The organism is Candidatus Omnitrophota bacterium (assembly GCA_030650275.1).
Lineage (GTDB): Bacteria > Omnitrophota > Gorgyraeia > Zapsychrales > Fredricksoniimonadaceae > JACPXN01.
Genome location: JAUSEK010000015.1, coordinates 13,430 through 35,114 on the forward strand (window position 1 = coordinate 13,430; position 21,685 = coordinate 35,114).

Sequence of the window (21,685 nt, forward strand, 5' to 3'; positions counted from 1 at the left end):
CCTGCGCAAAGTGCCGCTGTGCATGGCCAGCCGCACCCTCCACCAAAATGGGAAGATGTGTTTACCGACATAGGCCAGTTTTCCGGCAGCGAGAATGGCCTGGGCCGCCTGGAACAAAGAATACAGAGACAGGACGTGATAGAAAATGAACGGCAGCCACAAGATCACCTTGGCCATGGTGCCGCCGACGAAATATCCGAGCACGAACCAGCTGCCGAACACCAACGCCATCACCGGTAACGGGGCGATCAGGGACACAACGGCCCATGCCACGCCCTTCTTTTGGTCCCAACCAAAATTCTGGGCGATCTTAACTTTCAGCAGGATATAAACGAAAAAGAAAAGGATGCCATTCGAAGGCGACCGCAGATAACGCAGAAGTCCCGGGAAATCAATGTAGGCAAAATAGTCAACCGCATTGACCGCATCCAGGACGTAAGGAATGACATAATTGTTCCATTCATAATGAACAAAAGAAACAGCCGCCCAGACGAGGACCATGGTCAGGGTGTTCCAGAATTGTTTCGGGGCGGGGATGCCTTGGTAGGGCGGGACCGGTTTACCATAAAGTCCTGTACCGGCCGTTTTACTTCTGGGCGCTTGCCATATGTGTTCGATCACCTTGAAAAGAGCATAAAATCCGCCTAGGACCACGGCGATCTTGACAGCCGGACCCTGGCCGGCATTGTGCCAAATGGCGGCAATGAACGTCAACGCCGCGTATTCATAAATCCCGATGTTGGCCAGGGTGGTCTGAATCCAGCCCTTCCAGCTCAAGGCCCCGCCCATCATTTCATTGTAGGTTTTATAAGGCGTCAGGTGGGCCGGAAAATTATTGCCTTGGGCTATGGTGGTGGCCGGGTCCCAATGAACGCCGCCGTTCCAATAATGAGCCAAATAAGCTTTGATATAATCAGGCGTCCTGAAAAGGCCTTCCATGTTGTCATGATTGACATATCCGGGCAGATAACCGCCTCTTTGCGGTTGGGACCGCATCCACACCGACCATCTCCGGGCTTCGGCTTCGATCGCAGCGCGCACCTGGACCGACCGTCCTTCCGCAACCATGTGGCGAGCCAGGTGGAACAGGAACCATGTGACGTCGGAGGAAGCGCGCATTTCATCCGCGATCATCAGCACAGCGAAATAAATCCTGAGATCTTCACGGGTAAAGACCATGCCGCTCGCATCAATGCCCATGACCTCCCTGAGTAACCACAAATACCGTTCAAACAGATCCGGGGAAACCGTGTGGTTCGTCATCACGGCCGGAGCGCTCATCCGCTCACCAAGCGTCTTTCTGACCTTCATTTCCATGCCGAAATGTTGGGACGGCGTCAAACCGAAGCTGGGCTCCAACGGCGCACCGGTTGAGATCTGCCGGAATGAAACCCTTCTGCCGGGACGGGCCCCTCTGATGCGATTTATATGCTTGGCGAGCCAGCCGAGAAGGAAGGCGGCTGCGGCCGCTGCGACCAGCACTTTAACGAGCGTCAGCAGAACGGTGCCCTGCTCCTGTAATTCTTTTATCCAGCTGCTGCGCAGATCGGTGCGGACTTTGGGATTTTCTTTCGCCAATTCTCCGTTGATATACCTGTATTGCTGTTCATGCCAGACCCCCTGGATATTGACGCCCCCCGAAACAGGTTCTTTTTCATAGACCTGGACGGCGGTGGCCATGTCAAAATCGGTCCTGCCGAGATCGGCATAAGGAAGCGCCAGCGGATTGGGATCACCCTGGTCGGTATGGGCCGTAACCGCATATTCGGAGTGACGATAAATTTTGACCTTGTCCGTTTCTAAGATCTGTCCAACATCGGCAGGCGCGGCCTGTTTGAGGACCAGGGCGGAAAAGACCGGGTTCTCAAATTCATTGATATATGTGATCTCATCCTTATAAGGATCAATGAGGGCCCCCTGATTGAATACAGCCAGAGGCGTGATAATGTGCAAACCGGCTTCAAGAACTTTGCGCCCGGTGAAAAGATTATAGTAAACGGCCCGTTTGAACCGGTCGCCACGGACATCATAAGCCAGGAGTTTATTCCCACCGACCTCGGTAGTCCCCCGGAAGACCTCGCGCGTGGGGCCTTCCCCGCTACGGAACAGTTGAATGTTCTGCGGCATGATGTTGGACGAAGGCAGATCGGTCAAGGACACGATACTGCGCAGGTCCGCCGTAGCACGGTGCATCCACCAGGTATTGATGGTCATGTTCCCGGCGGAGGTGATGACGGCCAATGAACGCCCGTTGCTGTCGAAACGACGCAGGACCTGAAACGAAGGCCTGGTCCACACCCCGGCCATGGTGCCGCCGAGGTTACGGGGCTGGTTCTGGTCACGGATCATGATCAGTGAGGTGTCCGGAGTTATGCCTTCCTGCTCAAGGTCCTTCCATAGGTCCCTGCCGGTCAAACCATTGATGGCATTGACCGCCGCCGGAGTGAATATGTCTTTGGCTGCCCGGCTCAAGCGGATGTCACGGCGTTCCACGCCGTTCAAGAAATCTTTCTTCTCCACGATCTCGTAATTCTTGTTTAAGGTGATGGACTGCGTGACCTCACCGGTGATCGCGTCAAAGTCAAGCGCCACCACGGTCTGGTCAATATTCCCCATGGCATCGTAATGCACGGTCACGAACCGGCGTTCCTGCACGTCGAATTTCTTCTTGAAATCCCTGAATTCTTTGCCTTCCACGCTGACGACCGGGATGCGCTCCATGACCGTCAATGCATTGATCCCGAAACGGGCAAAGGCCCGAACGATCTCGGGGAATTTCATCAAACGCTCATACCCCATCCCGTCCCTGGCGGCCTCCACATCCACCTCGCCGAGGATCTTGCGGACAGGCATCCACGTCGTATCCCGGCGCTCGGAAACCCGGCGTTCTTGAAGCACATTGTTTTGGTCATACACACGGTCATCATTTTCAAACCAGTCTATCTGCACCGGGCCTGCCCAGACCTGATCGGCATTGTTCAGCGTCCCGGGCAAACGCATGATCCCCTTGGTCTCCTGCAGTTTCAAGCCGTCCGGCGTAAAGACCATTCTCACGACTAAGATGAATTCCCCAGGTCTTGCGCCATTAAGCCGAGCATCATCAACAATGATCCGGCCGTTGTTTTCACCGATACGGACCACGGAGATCGCGTCCTTGAATTGGACATTACCGACGGTCAGATCCAGTCCTTGGTGGTCTTCATGCAAATTGTCTAAGTAAATGCGTCTGGGCGTCGTGGCCGCGCGCGCGAAATCACGAACAACCGGCCATTGGGCGGCCGGGACACGAACGCGGATCTCCACGCCTGGAATATTCAAATAAACGATCGACTGGGTCATGGGTTCGATGCGGCGTATGGGCTTGTCGGCGGTTGCGTCCGGATAAATGTCAATGGTCACCGTGTCCTGTTGGAAATTCTGGCTGGCAATGACACGATTGCCCTCTGTTACGGTCGGGTCCAAACGCCGCGCCTCCGCCAAGGTCAAGGGCCGATTGTGGCCAATGTGAATGGAAAAATCAGCGTAAGGGTATTGACCATCCGCTCTCCTGGTCCCATATAGCGGATAAATGTCCGAGCTTCCGTCGGCATATACCACTTCCCGGCGGGACGCTTCCTTGTTGGCCGCAAAGTAATAACGCTGCCTGACTTTATAATCCGGGCCAAACACCGTGAAAGTCGTGTACTTGGTGCGCAGGACATCATACGCTGTACTGGCAATCCGGGTGGCCTGCGGCGGGGCAATGACCGGTGCCACGGGAGCGATCGACTGTGCCGTCGTGGGTGCAGAAGATTGTGCCGGCGCGGTCTGGACTGCCGTAATGCCTAAGTCCCTGATCGCCTGTTGTAAGGCCGCACCTGTAGGTTTGGCCGCACCGCTAAACAACTCACGCAAGGTCCAGAACGCCTCCCTGGGCGTGCCGTTGGCATCAATGATCCCCCACCATTCTTCATTGGCAACACCATCGTCCGGTAATCCGGGTAAAGGCAGACCGGTCGTATCCTGAATATTTAAATTGGCATTCTCATTGGCCTTCCACAATTCATCCCGGCCGCCGCTCATATAGGTGACGCCTAAGAAAATGCTGGGATCAGCCCTGGCCATCAGCGTCCGTTGGATGTCGCGCAAGGCACCGGCTTGCATGTTCTGGTCTTCACGCCGGGTCCGTGCGTTATACGAATCCGTCCCAGCTTCAGAGATGTACATCTTCAAATTCTTGTTGATACCCGGAGTATTCAGAATGCCGCGCCACTGATCAATGACGCCGGAATCATCCCTGCCGCGGTACATATTGACGCCCCAGACATCCACCGACGGTACCTGACGGACAACGCCAATGGTCGGGATCTCGCCATGGGCCGTGGAAACCCGAATGGCCGGGGCGATCCCCTTGGACTCCCGTGCCGCCTGCTCCAACATCCTGTACCAGTTGTTGACACTGCCGTTAAACCATTCCGGATGATAGTTGTACTCATTGCCGAATTCAAACATGGCGATCGCCGGATGATTCCTGTAGGTGCGGATATAGTCCTTGTAGCGTCCGCCGGAAATATCATATTTATCAGCCGCCGAGATAAAGCGATCATCGAACGACGGGAACCCGATGATGGCCTTGATACCGTTCTGGGCCAGGGCATCCAGGAACGCTTTGGAGGTGATCGGATAATAGGTGCGGATGACGGTCATGCCCGCGTACTTCATCCATTTGACGTCGTTGATATGACGGTCCCAATTGATGCCGGTCCTGCGGGTTTCCCCTTTGGGGATCGGGCTATAGGTGATACCGCGCAAAGGCATAGCCGCGTTCACCGTAGGAGCCGGCGGCGTCTGCGCATAAGCAGATAACGGACCAAATATGTCACCAAGAACGCGCCCGATCTGACTTAAAAGATTGAACGGTTGTGACTTCGCAGGCGCGGTAATAGGCGCAGGAACAACGACATGCTCTGGATTCCCGACAGAAGCATTCGGGAATGACAAACTGGGCGACATGGCCGGTTGAACGGCGGCAGCCGGTCGGGCGGCAGGAGCAGCCGGGGTAGCACCGGAGACCTTGTGCCCGCCCAATAACATGGGATCATATCCAGACACTGCAAAGCTATAATAAGTGCCGCTGACTAAGGCCGCATAGGCCCTGGAGGTGATCGTGTCAAATCCGGTACTAACGACGGCAGTATTACCGGCGGCGTCCACCGCATAAGAAGCTGTCAGTGCACCGCCGTTGGTCTTAAAGAACCCGGCCAGCGACCGTACCAGGCCTTCATACTTGGCCTTATACTCCTGGGATTTGGCTGTGTTGCCGACACTGGAAAATTCCTGAGACACGGCAAGATAACGCAAGGCCAGTTGCGACGACCATTCGATGGAAATGACCTGTTTCCTGTTGCGGTAATCGATGCCAAGCAGGGTCGTGCCATTATAAACACCGGCGCGCTGTTCCACCACTTGCAGCATTTGCTCGATCTCAGTCAAACGCTGGGCACGGGTAGCGCCGAAGCGGGCGTCGTTAAGCATTCTCTCCAGCGGTGACCAGCTGCTGGTATCGCTGGCCCACAGTGATTCCGCGTCTTTCACCCAAGCGCTACCATTCCACACCGCACCTCTGGAGAAGGTGTGTGTCGCCGGATTATACATGCCCATCACCCAGCCATAGGCCCTATTGCCCGCCTGCAAATATTGATTGTCCCTGGTCGCCTGATACAACATATCGAAGAAGGCCACGGCGCTTTCATTGTTCTCGGTGGACTTGATGTTCCAGTAGAAGTTCCGGTCGCTATTGGGACTGAACTGTCCCCTGGGTCCCATGCGGATACCGCCGTCGGTGTCCTGCATGCTGATCAGGAACGCCGCCCGTTCTCTGGCAAAACGCAGGGCCGCCGCGCTGCGTGTACTGTTATAGTTCTGCACACCGCCCATCCCGATCCACGCATTGGGGCCGGCATGCGCCGAGAAGTCCCAATTTGTATACCACTGACCAACAAAATTGCCGGTACGGATATTATTTAACACCGCCCCGTTGGGCTGATAATCTCCCGGACGCGGCATGGTCTGCGGATTGCTGGCCCCGTTGGCCGCTGTCAGGTTGCGGGCATAGGCATTGAGTATCCTGTTTTGTCCGGCGATCAACAGCAAAGAGGCATCATAGGTATAAATGTTGTTGCTGGTATAAAGGGCCGGATCACCGTAGAAACTGTTGGGCATGCCTGTTGCCGCGTTGACCCTGCTGGTAAAGAACTGAAGGAATTGACGGCCTGACGCCGCATCAGGTAATGCCGCTGGCAGTTGTGCGGCGGCGACAGGGGTGGCTTGTCCGCCCGCAGGTGTCGGTGTGGTCACAACCGCAGCAGCAGCCGGTATGGCTGGAACGGCCATGGCACCTGGTATCGGCATGGGGGTCCGCCGCACAGGAGCCACGGTACGTGGAGCCGTGGGAAGCATCGGGATCGGACCGACACCGCCAAGATCACGGAAATTAAAGAACTCGAAAGCTCCGGTAACATTGTTATAGGCCATGGGATGTGTCTGCCAATACTGGTCCATTCTGTCCCAGATCGCCGGGCTGGATAATTCCTCCGCATCGATCATGGATGCATTCAGCGGACCGTCCACCAAAAGGACATTAGCTAACACCGGCTTGTATCCCCTGGCTGCCCAAGCCGCATTGTTACGGACCTCGGCGTATTCGATCTCTTCGCTAGGATCGGGCTGGCCGTTCCCATTGGCATCCCTGTAATACGGATAGCCCTTTGATCTTTCCCGCAAATGGACCTGGGCGAACGGACCGCGCTTGGCCGCCTCCGATAGACGCAAGGCGCGCTCGAATTGGCCTTTGATGACAAAGCCGATCACCACTTTATCAGGATCATTCTGTTCACCGGGGTTGGCCATCAATGTGAACATGATCGGTGTATCATCAGAAGCGGCCCTATATGCGGCCGCGCTGAGATTGTTGACACGAAAATATGTCTCAATGAACGCGTTGAGATCGTTGAGGCCTTCGATCAGCCCCTGACGGGTCGAGTCAATAATAACGGGATATGGACTGGCCAGGGCAGGCCCGAACAGGGCCGGCGTGTCTTTGGACAAGGTGAGCATTGTATTATTGTCGCCCAGATCGATCTCCTGTGTCCCTTTAAGGAACTTATGGCGGCCGTCGGCGCCGACGTAAATGGCCGGGGTAGCGGTCTTCAGGTCCGCGGGTTCAATGCGGCGGGTCTGGTTAATGATCGCCCCGGCTCCAACCGCAGCTTTCCGGAAAGTTTCTGTGCTGATGCCCGCCGGGACTTTCCCATCGAAGAAAATACCCGCGGCCCGGAAATTGTTCTGCAGATACCGATATTTCTCAAATTCTACCACGTGTTTGGCGTATTCGCCGATGGCCCCTGACGGCGTCATCTCAATGATGATAGGATAGTCGCTCTTGTAGGCCGGGGCCAATTTTTCCGTGTCTTCGCCCACCACGATCATGATCTTGCCCTCGCCCAACGGAATGCGCACCGAGCCGTCCGGAGGGTTGAACCAGAATCGGGTGCCGTCGAAGGTGATGTGGTTCCTTTGTACCTTCTGCGGGTCTTTTTTGTAGAGCGCTTCCAGCACCCAGATCAACTGGTCGTCTTTGCGGACGCCGCGGCTAAAGACCACCTCATCAAGCCCCGCCGGCTCCCGTCCATCCGTATGTCTGCCCAAAGCATAGGAACGTTCTGTGAGGGCCAACATGTCGCGGATAAACTCGAAGGAGTAGATGACGATCTCGCCATCCAGGGTCACGTCCGCCAGCGGCCGCAACAGTGGGCCTTTGACGAAGATGTGTATTGTGCCGTTGCCTTTGAGGATACTGTCAAAAGGCACGTTGGTGGATAAGAGAAAAGGCAGTAGACGGGCCACGCCCTGGCGCTGGAGAACACTCTTGTTCGTGTCAGGGCCCTTGCCCAGCAGACGCATAATGTCCAGATCAACCGAAGCGCGCGGCTGGCCGCTGGTGCTGCTGCCGGCGGAGACGGTCACATCCTTAAATTGGGTGTTCACGTTCACGGTGGCGGCCAGCGGCCCCTGTCTGCCGCGGTCAAGGCCGATGGAAAGGCTCATCCAGTTACGGTCAATGATCTTGGTGCTGACGCTGTAAGCATAAAATCCTTCATCATATTCCCCGTGGAGATTCACGCGGTACACGGTGGCGTTCAATTCGGTCTTGTTCTTGTTCAGGGCCTTGTCAAAATTGAATGTCACCAGCCCGCCCTTGGCTTTAATTCCGGCACCGACGGAAGGATATATTTCGGAACGCTTGCCGAAGATCGTGTCATTCTCTGCCCGGCGGGTCACGCCGGCACGAACCATCAAATTCTTATTGATGTCATGCACAAAGCCCATGTTCTGGAAATTGTATCTGTCATTCACATCCAGAGTGATCTTTTCGGCGGCCACCGGCTGCTGGGACAGGGTGTCGTAGAAGGTCAGCGTATCGTCCTTGCGGTCGCTGCCCTGGGCCATGCCGAGTTCCACAATGAACCTGTTGCTACCCGACAGCTGATGTTCATAAATGCCGCTCAAGCCGTAGATCTGACCGTTGTTGCCGCTGTTGAACTTCATGACGCCGGCGACGGTCAACTCCACCTTCTGTCCCTGGTAGCCCAGCACGTTCATGATCAGGCCGTATTTCTGGGTCACGGCCTGGACGCTTCCGTCGGGCTGAAGAAGATATTGATTGGCGTTCACGCCGCCGCCGATAAAGGTATTCAGCACCCGTTCGCCGATGGCGCTGTTGACCCCGCCCAGCCAATACTGGCTTTGCCATTCCTTGTTGACCGTGGTCAATTTGCCGAAATGGGCGCTCAAGGCATTGTTGACATCGCCGATGGAGAAAGCCGCGTTGCTGAAGTCCTTGCTGATCTCCAGAGTGGATGCCTCCAGGGCCGGCAGGGTTGTCTTGTGGCCATCCGTCGGTAACGAAGCGCCGGAAGGCAGGTAAACGGCGTCACCCATGACCATGACCCCGGCGCCCGGCGCGGGATGGTTGAGGAAAAATTCATCCATGGCCTGTCCGACGGCCCCGCGGTCCTGGGCGCTGATCCTGCCCTGGTCCGCCAACGCCGTGATCTTGGCTTTAACAGCCCCGGCCTTCGCGGTAAATTCACCGGCCTTGCCCTGTAAGGTCTTGACCGTTTCCTGCGCCTGCGCCAGCAAACTGTTGTATGCCTTGCGCGCGTCGTTGAGCGCAATATTGTCCCTGATCCTGCTTTGCTGGGCGCGGCCCATGCGCAATGAGTTGTCTATCAAGCCCTGCAGCGGATCGCCCGCGCCCCTGCGGCGCAGGACATTGTCCAGGGCCTGGGTATAATTTTCTTTCTCAAATTGGGTGACTTGCGCCAAATTGGCCGTGACCTCCGCGGTGTATAATTCTCCCCTGGCCTTGAGATCGTTGATGCGATTGAGGATATTCAGGCGTTCGGTATAAATAGCCAGTTCCGTATTGATATTGCTCGTCATCAAAGCGGTGATCTCTTCAAACGCCGCCCGCGGGGTTTTCTTGCCGAAACGAATGTCCACGCCCAGCGTGCCTTGCAGGTCTATCTCTCTGCGCCAGGGTCCGTTCAAATAATCACGATCGGTCATCAAGTTAGCGATCAAGCTGGTAACATCGCTTTGACCCTGCGCACTTAAAATACTGGAAGACAGCGCACGGTTAAGGGAATCAATGTCTGTTTTGATCTGTTCCAGCCGTTGCGTCACATACCGGTCCGCTTCCTGCAGATTGTGCTCCTGCTCGGGGTTGGTTGAGAAAAATGGCAGTTTGTCGAAATTAGGATTGTCCAGTGAAGGGATGGACTGCTGCAAAATGGTCCAGATCGCATCGGCATCACCCTTTGCGCCTTTTGCACCATTTACAATTTCTTCTATTTCTGTTCTATTTAAATCTCTACTTGGGTTTAAGCGAACCTCTGTTGAAGAAACTTCAATTAAAATACCTCTTTGTATTAATTCGTTTAAGATCTTGGCTCCATTTAAGCCAACCCCAGAAATCGTTAATTTTTTAATATTCATAGGCAGGGTTATGGCGTCGGCAATGGCTTCTTTAAGTTTCTGCTGGTTGGCTCGCGTCTGGGCGACTGTTTTGGCCAGGGCGTCCACGTCCGTTTGCTGGAACAGCGCGCTGTTGGCCCCAAAATACCGGTTGATGTCATCCAAAAGAATATTGGGGTTCTGGGCCAGCCGGGCTTTGTACTGTTCAATGAGGGCAGGATACTCTTCCGGTTTGGTGCCCGGTTTGGCCTGGGCGCGCACGACATAATTGATCGCCTTCAGGGTCGGGAAGAAACCGTCTTCGATATTGAGGATCTCGTCCTGGACGGACTTCAAAATGCCGAGCAAGGCGGTATTGAGCTCGGCAAAGCCCTTGCGGCCGCTGGCTGCTTCGGCGCGGGCCAGGGCGTCGGCGGCTTTGCCAAGGTTCACCCGCACCGCGATCAATCTGTTCCTCACATCCTTGCCGGCGCTTTCCACATCTTTAAGTTCACCAAGGGCCTTTAAAACATCATTCTTAACTTCCTGCGGGGCCCTAACAAATACAGGGCCGTTGATGAAATCAATGAGGTCCTGCATGGTGGCGGCATGGACTATGGCCTCGATGGCCTGGGACACCGCCGGCGAAAGCGGAACGTCCACCTCCTGCTTGACCGTCACAGGGATCTTGTTGGTGTAGCTGGTGATGCCGTCCCGGCCCAAAATGGCCACGCGCGCGTTGTTTCTCGTCAACTCATCTTCAATGCTCCCCAGGGCCGCGCCGTACTCAACAATGCCATTGGCGCCGTTTTGATATGTCACCACACTCACCAGACCGGGCTCCACTGCGACCTTGTGCGTGATCGTCTGCCGGTCGCCCGTCGTATAATCAAAGGTGATGTTCAGGTCTTTTTGGGCATCGCGGGTATATACGGAACGGGCGTTCACTTCGGCAAGTGCCTTGTCATAGATCATGCGCACGATGCCGCCTTCGGTGATGGTCCTCATATAAGGAATGCTGTCGCTCGCCGGGGCCGGGATGAAACGGCCGATCTGGTCTTTGCTGATGCGCACCACGGGGAATCCGGTGGACAGAACGCTGTCATTGTATTCCTTTTGGGTCAAACGGAATTTCTCGCTCACCGGCATGCGCAGGACGATGTTTTCATCGGCCTTGACCGGTGTTGTTGCCGGTTGTGTGGTGAAATCAGCCGTATAACCGCTGAATTCATAAACCTGCTCTCCTGTTGTGTCATCTTTCTTCAAGGTATAAACCGCCATGGTGCCCAGGTCATTGCGCGGATGGTTCCTGAATTTCAACCAAAAATCCTGTTGGGCCGCGCGCGGAGTATAACTGACAACGCCCAGGGCGATCTGTTTGTCCCCGTCGCTGAAACGCAAAACATGTCCCGGATTGTTCGGGTCTTCCAGGGCATATTGGGCGTCGGTCGGCACGGGCTTGAGGGCGCCCAAGACCGGTTCCCAAACCGTATACGGAAACTTGTCGTCCTTGTAGACATGTAGGATGCGCCCGGTCAGAACATCCTTGGTAATGGCATTCACGCGCGGATCCAGCCAGTAGGCCACTTCCTGGTCCATATTTTCCAGCATGGCCTTGGTCACACGGCGGTTGAGCGTGCCGGGTTCGGTCCATAATTTCTGTTCGCGCAGGAATTTTTCGTAAGCACCCTGCATTTTATATGTGCCGTCCGCCTGCTTCTGTTCATAAAAGAGCTGGGAAGCGAACATCTGATACGTGCCCTTGTCACCGTGGCTGGCCAGGACTTCCCTCCAATTGATGCGATAGCCGAACATGAATTGCTGGGCAGGGATGGCCCCGGGATCATTGGCAGGGACGAATTCACTGCGGTTATTGACGAAATCCCCCACCCTGCCGCGCAGGATGATATACCAAACATACGGATCGGACTCGGCCATGGCCCTGGCATTAAAATTGCGTTCAATGTCACCAAAATTATAACCGGCCCTGCCATCCCAAACATTGACACGGTTCTTGTCACCCAAATATTGGCCGATGCCCGGGATCTTTGAACCAAGGTTCAACCCGTCAACGATTGCTTTGACCCAGATGGAGTGGAATGATTTGGCGTTTCTGGCCGGGTCAAAACCGCTGTCATCATCTTTCGGAATAGGGTTGCCCCCATGATTAACGCGGCCTATGCCGAGCAGGGAATACCACCGGAAGGACCTGTCATAACGGGCCCCGCCGATATCGGCCTTGATATAATGATCCACGATGGACGCATACGTCTCGTTGATGGCATTGATCAGACCGATGTAGCCAAAGGTCTTGCCGACCGTGCTCAACGGCTTGCCCGCCGCGTTCACGCCATTTAAGAGATTGCGCAAGCCGGCCGTCTGCTGGGCTATTTCAAAAGGCAAACTGGCGCTGTTGGGCACTTGCAGATACACGGACGTGATACCCCACTCCTTGGTATTGTAAATAGCATTCACCGGTTGCCAGTTAAAACCAACGCCCAATAGGAGCCCGACCTGTTTCTTCCGGGAGAATTTGGCCTCGTCCATGGCCTTGACCAGGGCCTTTAAGAGATTTTCGGGCGTACTGCCGTAGGCCGCCAGATCGCTTTGCAAAACGCCGTAGTTCGCATCGCGGACCAGCCCTTCGATCACCGGGGCCTTGACCGCATCTTCCCGGGCCTTTGCATCCGCGAAGCGCTTATCAATATCAAATTGTTTCGCCACATTATCCGCGTCTATTTTTTCTATTTCCTGGGCCTTGAGGGCGACCGCTTCTTCCGCATTCTTGACATCCAAGGCCATCCTCACAACATTTTCCTGTTGCTGCACGTCCTTGGGGTCCTGGTTCTGCGCGAATTGGGCCAACGCAGCGCGTCTGGCGTCCAGATCGTCCTGCATGGTCTTTAATTCCTGCCGCTTCTGTTCCAGGTCTGCGTCGGCCTTGACGGCAACACCTCCTGCTCCCTGAACGGCTGTCGTTGCCGCGGCCTTCAAGGCCTGCGTCACATGGGCTTGGACGTTATACCCACCGTTGGGCCGGACGAATTGCTGGGGATCTTCGGAAGCGACGGTGATGATGGCATTCTTGAACGGAACATTGCCGCCATACACGGCCTTGCGCACATTGTTCATCATGCGCTCATGCAGGGCCTCGTAGTCGGCGCGCATGACATAGGTCTTGTCCACGAACAACACCGTCGGGTTGGGTACGGCCAGTTCCAGGTTCTTTAAGTCATCGGCTTTGATGCCCTTGGGCAGGTCCTGGAGGCCTAACCCGGTCTTGAAGCCCTCGGGCGCGGCCACGAAATATTTATCTCCAGCGCGGCCAATGACCATCAAACGGCCTTCCTCATTATTGGCGCCTAAAGTAAAGTCGGGTGTTTCAAGAGGAACAATGGCTGTGACGCTGATGGCAGGCACGCCCGAGTACGGTAACAGGGAATCATTGATGCGCTGTTCAACTGTCTTCGCTTGGGCAACGGGTTGCTGGACGGTCTGGTCTTTGGGTTGGACCGAAGGTTCGATCTTGGGTGTCGGGGCCTGGACCGCAGGTTTGGTTTGCGTCGGAGCGGCGGGCTCGTCTTGTTTAGGTCCGATCCTTGGCTGGATCTGGGCTTGGGCCGGGGGTTGAACAAAAGACGCTTCCCGCGCGCGCGTGAACGCATCAATAACATCCCCGCGCAACTCCTGCGGGATCAAATGCGGCGCTGTAAATAACAGCAAGGTTGCCTGATTAATATCGTTGGGGCTTAAAGCCGCGATGGCCTTGCGTTCATCCTGCAATGCCTGGGCATGCCAGACATCGTAGCTGACCCAGTTGGGGACTCTGGACGGATTGGCATGGGCCGGCGTCGCGGAAACAATGCCGGTCAGCAAAACAATGGCGGCCACAGCCCCGATACCGATGCGATGGGCTAATGGACTGCTCTTTCTGAAGCCGCTGTTGATCTTATGGAGGATATATGCCGCGGCGGCAACGGCCAAGAAAAGCCCCGCCATCCACACTATCGCTTCCGGTGAGACATGGAAGACAGGACGCACGAATGGCGTCTCGGTTTTGGCCCTGTTTGTGGGATCTTCGGGGCCGACTGCCGGACGCTCGATATTTGCGGTACTATTTGAACTACTTTCACCTGCGGCATCCCGCTTCAGCGGGACCCTGTCAGAACTGGTGCTGCTGCTACCTTCTTTTTCGCTGGGCAGAGCTTGCGCTAAGCCAGATACTGGATTTTCACCAGAACTTCTAACGTTTACTGCAACTTCTCTAGTACCAACAACTTCGCTTACTTTGTCCTCATTTATCGCATTTTCATCTGTCCGAACCCCCGAGGAGGGGTCGACAGAGAACGTACGACCGCCGTCGCCGAATTTTGATTGAAGTTCTTCTATAGAAGGCCCTGTTAACCGGCCTCCAATAAAGCCAGAGCCGCTAGGGCCAGCCCTGCTCAAAAGCATTTGCACCGGCTGGGGCAGGGCCGCAGGGCCATGGCCGCCGACACCAAAACCGCCTGAGTCAGGCACAGGATTGGACTGCGGCATCGGCATGGCGGGCGCCGCAGGCAACGGCGCAACCGGCAATGTCTTGACCGGCCGGCCATTATCTTCAGGCCCGTCTTCCCTATTATTAGTGTTTGCCTGGGCCTTACCGCCAAGTACAGCCCCGAGAGCGAATAAAATGATCGCTGTCTTGCTTCCGCCAATAACCTTCTTCCAGAAAGATTTTCCGTTCGTCTGCGCAGGGGCCGCCGCCGACTCATCGGCCTTGCCATCCAATCTCTCATCCAACCGTGCAAACACAACAGGATCAAGCGCCACCCTATTGGCGGCTTCATCGATCATCTGCTCGATATCCGGCGTCAACTGTTCAACATCGGCCAACTCCCTGATGGCATCAATACCCTGCCTGTCTTCACCGTTGAGCTCGTTTTTCTCCTGGGCCTGCGTTAAAAGATTCAGGATTTTACCTCTAACATGTTCCGCGTTAGTCTCGTCGATCCTGATATACTCGCCCAACACATTTTGAATATACCCAAACAAGGGCTCGTCACCATAGGTGACAAACACCCCTGTCTGGAGATCGCCGGGCTTAAGCGCATCGATCTTTGCCTTAACAGCCAGCACATGAGGTAAAACCGGCCCTTCATCATCGGAGTTTAGTTCTTCTATCATCTCTTCCCTGAGATCTTCATGTCTGGCGTATTGCACCCATTGGCTACGAATCAGCTGTTTCCCTATATCAGCTGCCTGCCGGTCCTGCGGACGGTACTTCGCATCGACATAATGCAAAGCCCTGGACCGGACCTGCCGCGGGAATTTGACGTCACCCTGGGCAGCAGCCTGCAATTGATTTGCCATTTTCCTGATTTCTGGGTCACCGCTGTCTCTAAATGCCTGCGGATCAGCGGCGATCTCTTTGAGCAGATCTTCGGCCTCCCCAACAATGCTGTCGATCTTAAGGTCAGCGACCTCGGCTTTTATATTATTGCCCCAGCGTTCCAAACGAGCGCTTTGTATATCATTGCCCTTGCCGACTGCGTACTTGCCCTCCAGTAAAAAGTCATCGGCCAAATCATCCAGGCCCAAGGCCCTTAAAACATCAGCCCGGCCGACATTCTTGCTTTGTATGATCGATCCCAGGTTGTCGGCGTCGAATTCATCCAAAACTGCAAAGAAATTGTTCACGGCCAAAGAGAGCGCGTCGGCCGCCTTCCCTGCTGACTTTTTGGCGGTATGACGCGCGCGCCATCCTTCATGGGTACTACCGTCCGTTCTACCAACTGCCCAGCGCACACCTGTCTCAGCCTCCCACGCCACCAGCCATTCTGCGGCCGCATCAGCCAGAGGCTTCAATGCTTGCGTAATATGGTGATCCCTTTTCTTTTGCGCCATAACATACAGCTTTTCAACCCAAGGCAGGAACGAACCAGCGGAGCGCGTCTTCTTAATATCATGTCTAATGGTCCGTTCACTGGCCAGATCCAAGGCCAGCACAACCGCGACAAAGGCCACTTCTTCCGGTCTGATGTCTTTGACGATGTTCTCGGCCCGGGCGATCACCCCGTTAGGGGTATCTAAATATCCGCCCATGGCCATTTTCAGGTTCTCGCTCAAGGACAACAAAGCGTTAATAGTATCCACTATTTCGGCACCCTCGGGCGTTAAATAAATCCCGTCATAGGTCACGTACTTCGGATCGCTCCTCAACGATCTTTCAATCTCTTCTCCTTGCCGTGCAGTCGTTGCTTGAACACCCAACCGTTCACCGGGCTGAATGCTTCTGCCGCTGTTGCCGGCGACTTTCTTGAACGCTTCGCGCTTAGTCGCCACGGGCATGGGCACATTGGCCACGGCCACGGCCTTGAGCGTGCGCGCCACGGCACTGGCAGACTCGACATTATCCTTGTCCCTGAGATAATCCAAAAGCAGACGGACGGCTGTTTGCGTATCACCCGCGTCTGTCAAGGCCCGCAACTGACGGCGGATGACCGTATTCAAGTCAAAATCATCAATGTCAATGACTAGGTTCCAAACAGGTCCCGCATGGTTCGTGTAACGTTTTGGAGATTCAGCGTCGGGAGCTTCCGCGCGTCCGAACAACTGCCGTATCAAAGAACCATAATGCGGGTCGCCGATATACACAGCGACATTCAGATCACCGTCGGCCACACCCTCGACATGTCCCAGCAGATCACTGCCGGTGATGTCGCCGGACATAAGCAAGATGGCCTTTGTATTTCTTCCTTCTTTCATCTTTTCCCGTATGGTATCAACTTCGGCCTTGAAACGGTCCCTGTTGTCCTGCCCGTCCCGGCCTAAAATGGGTTCGGGGATGTATACGTTTTTATCCAAACCAGCCTCATGCAAGAGTTGATGAATCCGTATCAGGATATTGTCGTTATAAACCACACCGACCCCGACATTCAGCGAACCATTGATGCTATCACGCAGCCTCTCAAACAGTGCTCTGGCCTCTGCTTCCACGCCGCGGGCAAATCCGACGGACAATTTTCTTTCGACAACTTCCTGATATGTTGACGGCAGGCTTTCATTGACAACAGCCGTGTGTATGCCAAGAGCGCCGGCCGTTGGCTGTGCAATGCGCGCTGTCCCGCTCATGCCGTTGAGCCGGTCCGCCAGATTGACCATGGCCTCGACAGCACTGACCGGCTTGAGGTCTTTGCCTCTAGTGTTGTAGGCCTCCATCATTTTCCGGCGCAATTCGGCTTGACGCGCCTCTTGGTCTTTGTCGGCCTTGTCGTAATCCCGATACTGCAAAGCAACGAGCCCGTTGAGGACCGTCCCGATCAGGTAGTCCGATGAAACAAGTTTTTCGTCATTCATACCTTCGAGGCGCAAACTGTACGAGCTATGCTCATCATCAACGGCGTCAAAATGCTTCCCCTCGGCCATTTGACTGCCCTTGGCCCAGGCATCCGCCAGCTCAAGAAAATCATCCGGGGTGACAAATGTTGAGATACCGGCAAATTGCTGCCTGGCCATCAGATGTCTTTGAACGGCATAAACGGCGTTCTTATGTTTCTCGTCCCGGGCAATATGGAAATTTTTTTCCTCGACCCTGCCGAGTTCATTCACATCCGTCACCAGAGAATCCTTGAATTCATCCTGTTGATGGAGTTTGTTCAACTCCCGGATGACTTCCAGCACAAAAGCCATCAGAAGCTCTTTTTCCTCGTATTCCTGCTGACTAAGGTGGGCGGTGGAGCCGAATACCCCGCGGATCTGGTCCGGAGAAACCACATATCCATGAAATTCGTCAACAAGGACGTGGAAGATCTTGTTGTAGACGCTTTTGTTGTTGTTATCTTTGTAATCACGCTCGCGATTGAGGACAGCATCCTTGGCCAGGAAACGCAATTGCAAGCGCGCGCCCTCATCTCTGTCGACCCCCGGGATGGGTTTAGATCCAACTTTAAAAGCCTCCGGAGTTTCTGGATCATAAAGGAACTGGTATATGTCCACCCCTTCAGCTCTTAATTCCCTTAAAATAGACAATGAGAATTCATCGAACTTCTCAAACAGATCCGGTCGCAATGACCAATACTCTATGACATCGCCGGCCTTCAAATTGCCCATCTTGACCCCAGCCAGAATACCGGTCAAGGCCGCGGCAGTCTTGCCGCCGCCTGTCTTAAGACCGCGCAAATTCCTGTATTGTGGATCAAGTATGGGCAGAACCGTCAGTACGCCAACAGCGATCTGTTCAGGAATGAGTTCATAACGGTCCTTGTATGCGAGGCGGCCGTTACGTTGGTGTATATCGACAACCTGCCTGATAATGTCGTCACGAAGATCATTATCCACAGCTGGGAACCCGTCTTTCTGGATCGCTTTACTGAGCGCATCTCTGATCTCCTGCAATTGTTGATCAGATATTCCCGGAGACGCCATCATGGCCCGGTCACCGAAGGATCTCTGCTTTGCTAAGTACGCCAGCGCTTCCGCCAAAGCCCCCCTTTGGCTATCCCTGTCCGGATATATGTCCGCCTTGGGGATCTCTTTTCCTTGGTGCTTGACGATTCCAGTTCTGAAAAATCTGTCTACATCGATGTCCCTGTAACCACTCTGATAATCCTTAATTTGCTCCTCAACGCCTTCAATGAGCTCCGGATCGAGCCTGCTCATATTATTTCCTGCGCCAGCGGCATAATTGTTTTGCAACAACAACGACAAATCTGTGCCGACTTTTTTATCGATGATTTGCCGCTCTTGGGGAGACAATTGCACCGTCATCGCCTTGTCGCCGACATCGAGCTTGGCCAAGGCGTAATTCAGGACCTCGACCTGATGATTCTCATCCTGTATTCCTCTATCTTTAAAGAACCGGGTGATCCCGGGATCAGAAGCGTCGGATGCGGGCTTTCCGCTATAAACGATATCGCGATAATCTTCAATGTCCCCCTTCACGTCTTCCCTGATCGCGCCGCGGGCGATAAGAGCATCCGCCAATTCAGCCCGCTTCTGTGCTGTCATCGCCGCATAGACCACGGGCGCATTGGCATCGGGGACGACCGAAGGGGTGATGTCGGCCTTGGCAGTACGGCCAGCAGTCATCACATCATCAATAGTCACCTCGGACAAAGGTCCGACGGTAGATGGTATGACCGCCGGAACAGGCATGGCAGGCACGGGGACAGCGGGAGCGATGTTCTCGATCTTCGGAAGCGCGGCAGGCGCCTGGACCTTGGACGTTGAAGACGCGGCCCCTGTGACTTCTTGCCAGATCTCATCAACCGTGGCTGTTGCACCGGTTTCCTCGATCCATAAAGCAATATGACTCTTAACGATCCCAATGCCTTCAGCGTCCTTGCGTTGAGACGCTGCCGCGCGCACAAAGCCTACCAATTGCTCTCTGCCAAACTGGACCAGCACGCTTCCGATGAGATCTCGCACCTGTGTCCAGGATTCCCTGGTGACAGCCATCGCGAAGTCCCCTTCCTTCGCCACGAATTCGTCCACGCGGCCGTCCAAAGACAGCATCATGTGTTCAATGAACATGGCCGGGTCTTGTTTTTTGCTCCAATATTGCGCTATGGTAAAGTCGTCATAGGCGATCATTGATTGATCAGTGACAGCCACGGCACTAACATGAGTAGAAGAACCAACATTCGACGGCTGTTGGGCGCGCAAGGTCTCGGCAATGGAGACAAATTGTGGACCGATAACACGGGCGCGGAAAGACGGCCCTATCTTGGGCAAACTCATCAGCGCCCTGTCTGGATCAGGGCTATTCAAAGCATTGGTGACCTCGGCAGGTATGGTCGCAAGTTCAACGGGCAGCAATGTTTCTTCAGGAGAGATGTGGATCTCGCCGAACCGTCTGGCTTCCAAAGATCTCACATACATCTCAAGGCTGTCCCTTTGGGTCCGCAAATCAGTGGCGTCTTTACCGTCAATCTCTGCGTCGGAAAGCTCAACGTTAAGCCTATCCAGCATGTGGCGTCTTTCAGCCAACTGCTGGTTTTCCTTTATAATGGCCTCCCGGTCAAAGTCCGCGGCACGGCGATTGATGATAGCCATCCGGTCTTCGGGATGAGGATGGGTGGCCGGCCCGATCTCTCCGGGAACATAGTGAGTCATCGCTTGCACGAGCATGCTCCTCATGATGGATGGGGCATTCCCGGGACCGTAGAGGCCCGCCAATATATCCGTCGCCACCTGATCGGCCTTAAATTCCTGTTTCAAGCTGAATTCGCTGAATGCCCTTGATTCATCCCCATGCTCTTTCTTAAATCTCTGCCAGTCCTGAAGATAACCGGTGATGCCGTGGGCGAGTTCGTGGGCGATAAACGCATGGACTACTTTCGGGTCCATACCGGTCAATATCGGATGAAGCAAAATGGTGTTGTGTTGATACCAGGCAAGGTCTCCAAAATTTATCCTGATGCGCCCGGCCAATCCGGTATAACCAAGGTCTTGCGCGGCGGTTTTGACGACAGCAACGCTGTTTTGCAAAAATTTGATGGTCTGTTGTGGCCCCTTTTTCAGATCAGCGAGGGTAATGAAAGAGCCATGATCGCGGGATTCAGCAGCGGCCATAGCTTGTACAAAAACCAATTTGAAATTATGCGCTCTCTGCGCAGAAGCGCCTCCGAGCATGGCGTGGTCAGGACGCGGCGTTGACGTATTCGCCAAAACGGCAGCATCGGCAACCTGTTCTTGAACATTGGGCCTGCGGGTAAAGGGCAATACACCGACAACCCTCTCTTTTAATTCCCATTTCCTTTGAATGCTGACGTTTTGCTGGTGACTACGCGTCCTGTCCTGTAAACCGATCAGTTCGTGTTCAATGGCTTTGGAGATTCTGGACTCTCTGGTTTGTTGATCAATAGGCGCCCCGATCTCCTGTAAAAATCCCTCATTAAGATCGGAAGCTCCCGTGACAACGATTTGATTATTCTTTTCATCCGCATAGCCGGCGGGAACAGAACTTCCCATCTTGTGGCTAAAGCGGATGCTCTCCAGATAAGAAAGCCCCGTGTCCGGATTTTCAGTGAATAATTCTTCCTGCCGATCCAAATATTCTCTCATGGATGCCCTTGTGCCTTTCGCATCCAAATCGGGCAACGCGACAACCGAAACATCCCCCTCCTGCTTGACAGGGTTAAGCGCGGTCGCGATCAATCTTGCGTATTTACCCTCAGCATCATGTTTCCTGAAATAGGCAGCGGCCAAGTCCAAAGCACGACGATAAGCCGCTACCTTTGCGTCATCCGGGCTGACGCTTCTTAAATCCACCAATGTGCCGCGCTCTTTGCTGACTTGAACGTTATAATCCTGCCAGCCGCCCACATGCTCGTCGTTGTTGACGATCTGCGACGCAATGAATTTATCCCAGCGATTGGCCCCCATGCTGCGGACCTTTGAATTGGTACGCGTGATGGGCACAACGATCTTTCCGTTCTCCTGTTTAAGGGCGCCCAGGACAATGCCGGCTTTGATCAATCTCTGCGGGGTCCAATACGCCAGGAATTGCAGCATTTTCTCGGGACTATCAAATTCTTGCTTGGCCTTATGCGGCGCTTCAAAGAATTGTATTGCCTTGATGCTCGCCCCGTCTTTCTTGTGGGCAACATCCACGATCGTCAAATTGTTCCTGAACGCATCATATTGATACGGCCTGAGCTGGACGAGCCCTCCTTCCGCCACAGGAGAGGCCTGCAACTTGACA

1 protein-coding gene (only partly in view) is annotated in these 21,685 nt (G+C 54.5%); it reads right to left on the reverse strand.

Nucleotides 1–21,685 carry part of the coding region annotated (locus tag Q7K71_04055; protein ID MDO8675274.1) for a cysteine peptidase family C39 domain-containing protein on the reverse strand (this coding region is incomplete at its 3' end). The annotated region is longer than the window, extending 13,429 nt past the left edge and 17,087 nt past the right edge, so 21,685 of the 52,201 annotated nt are shown.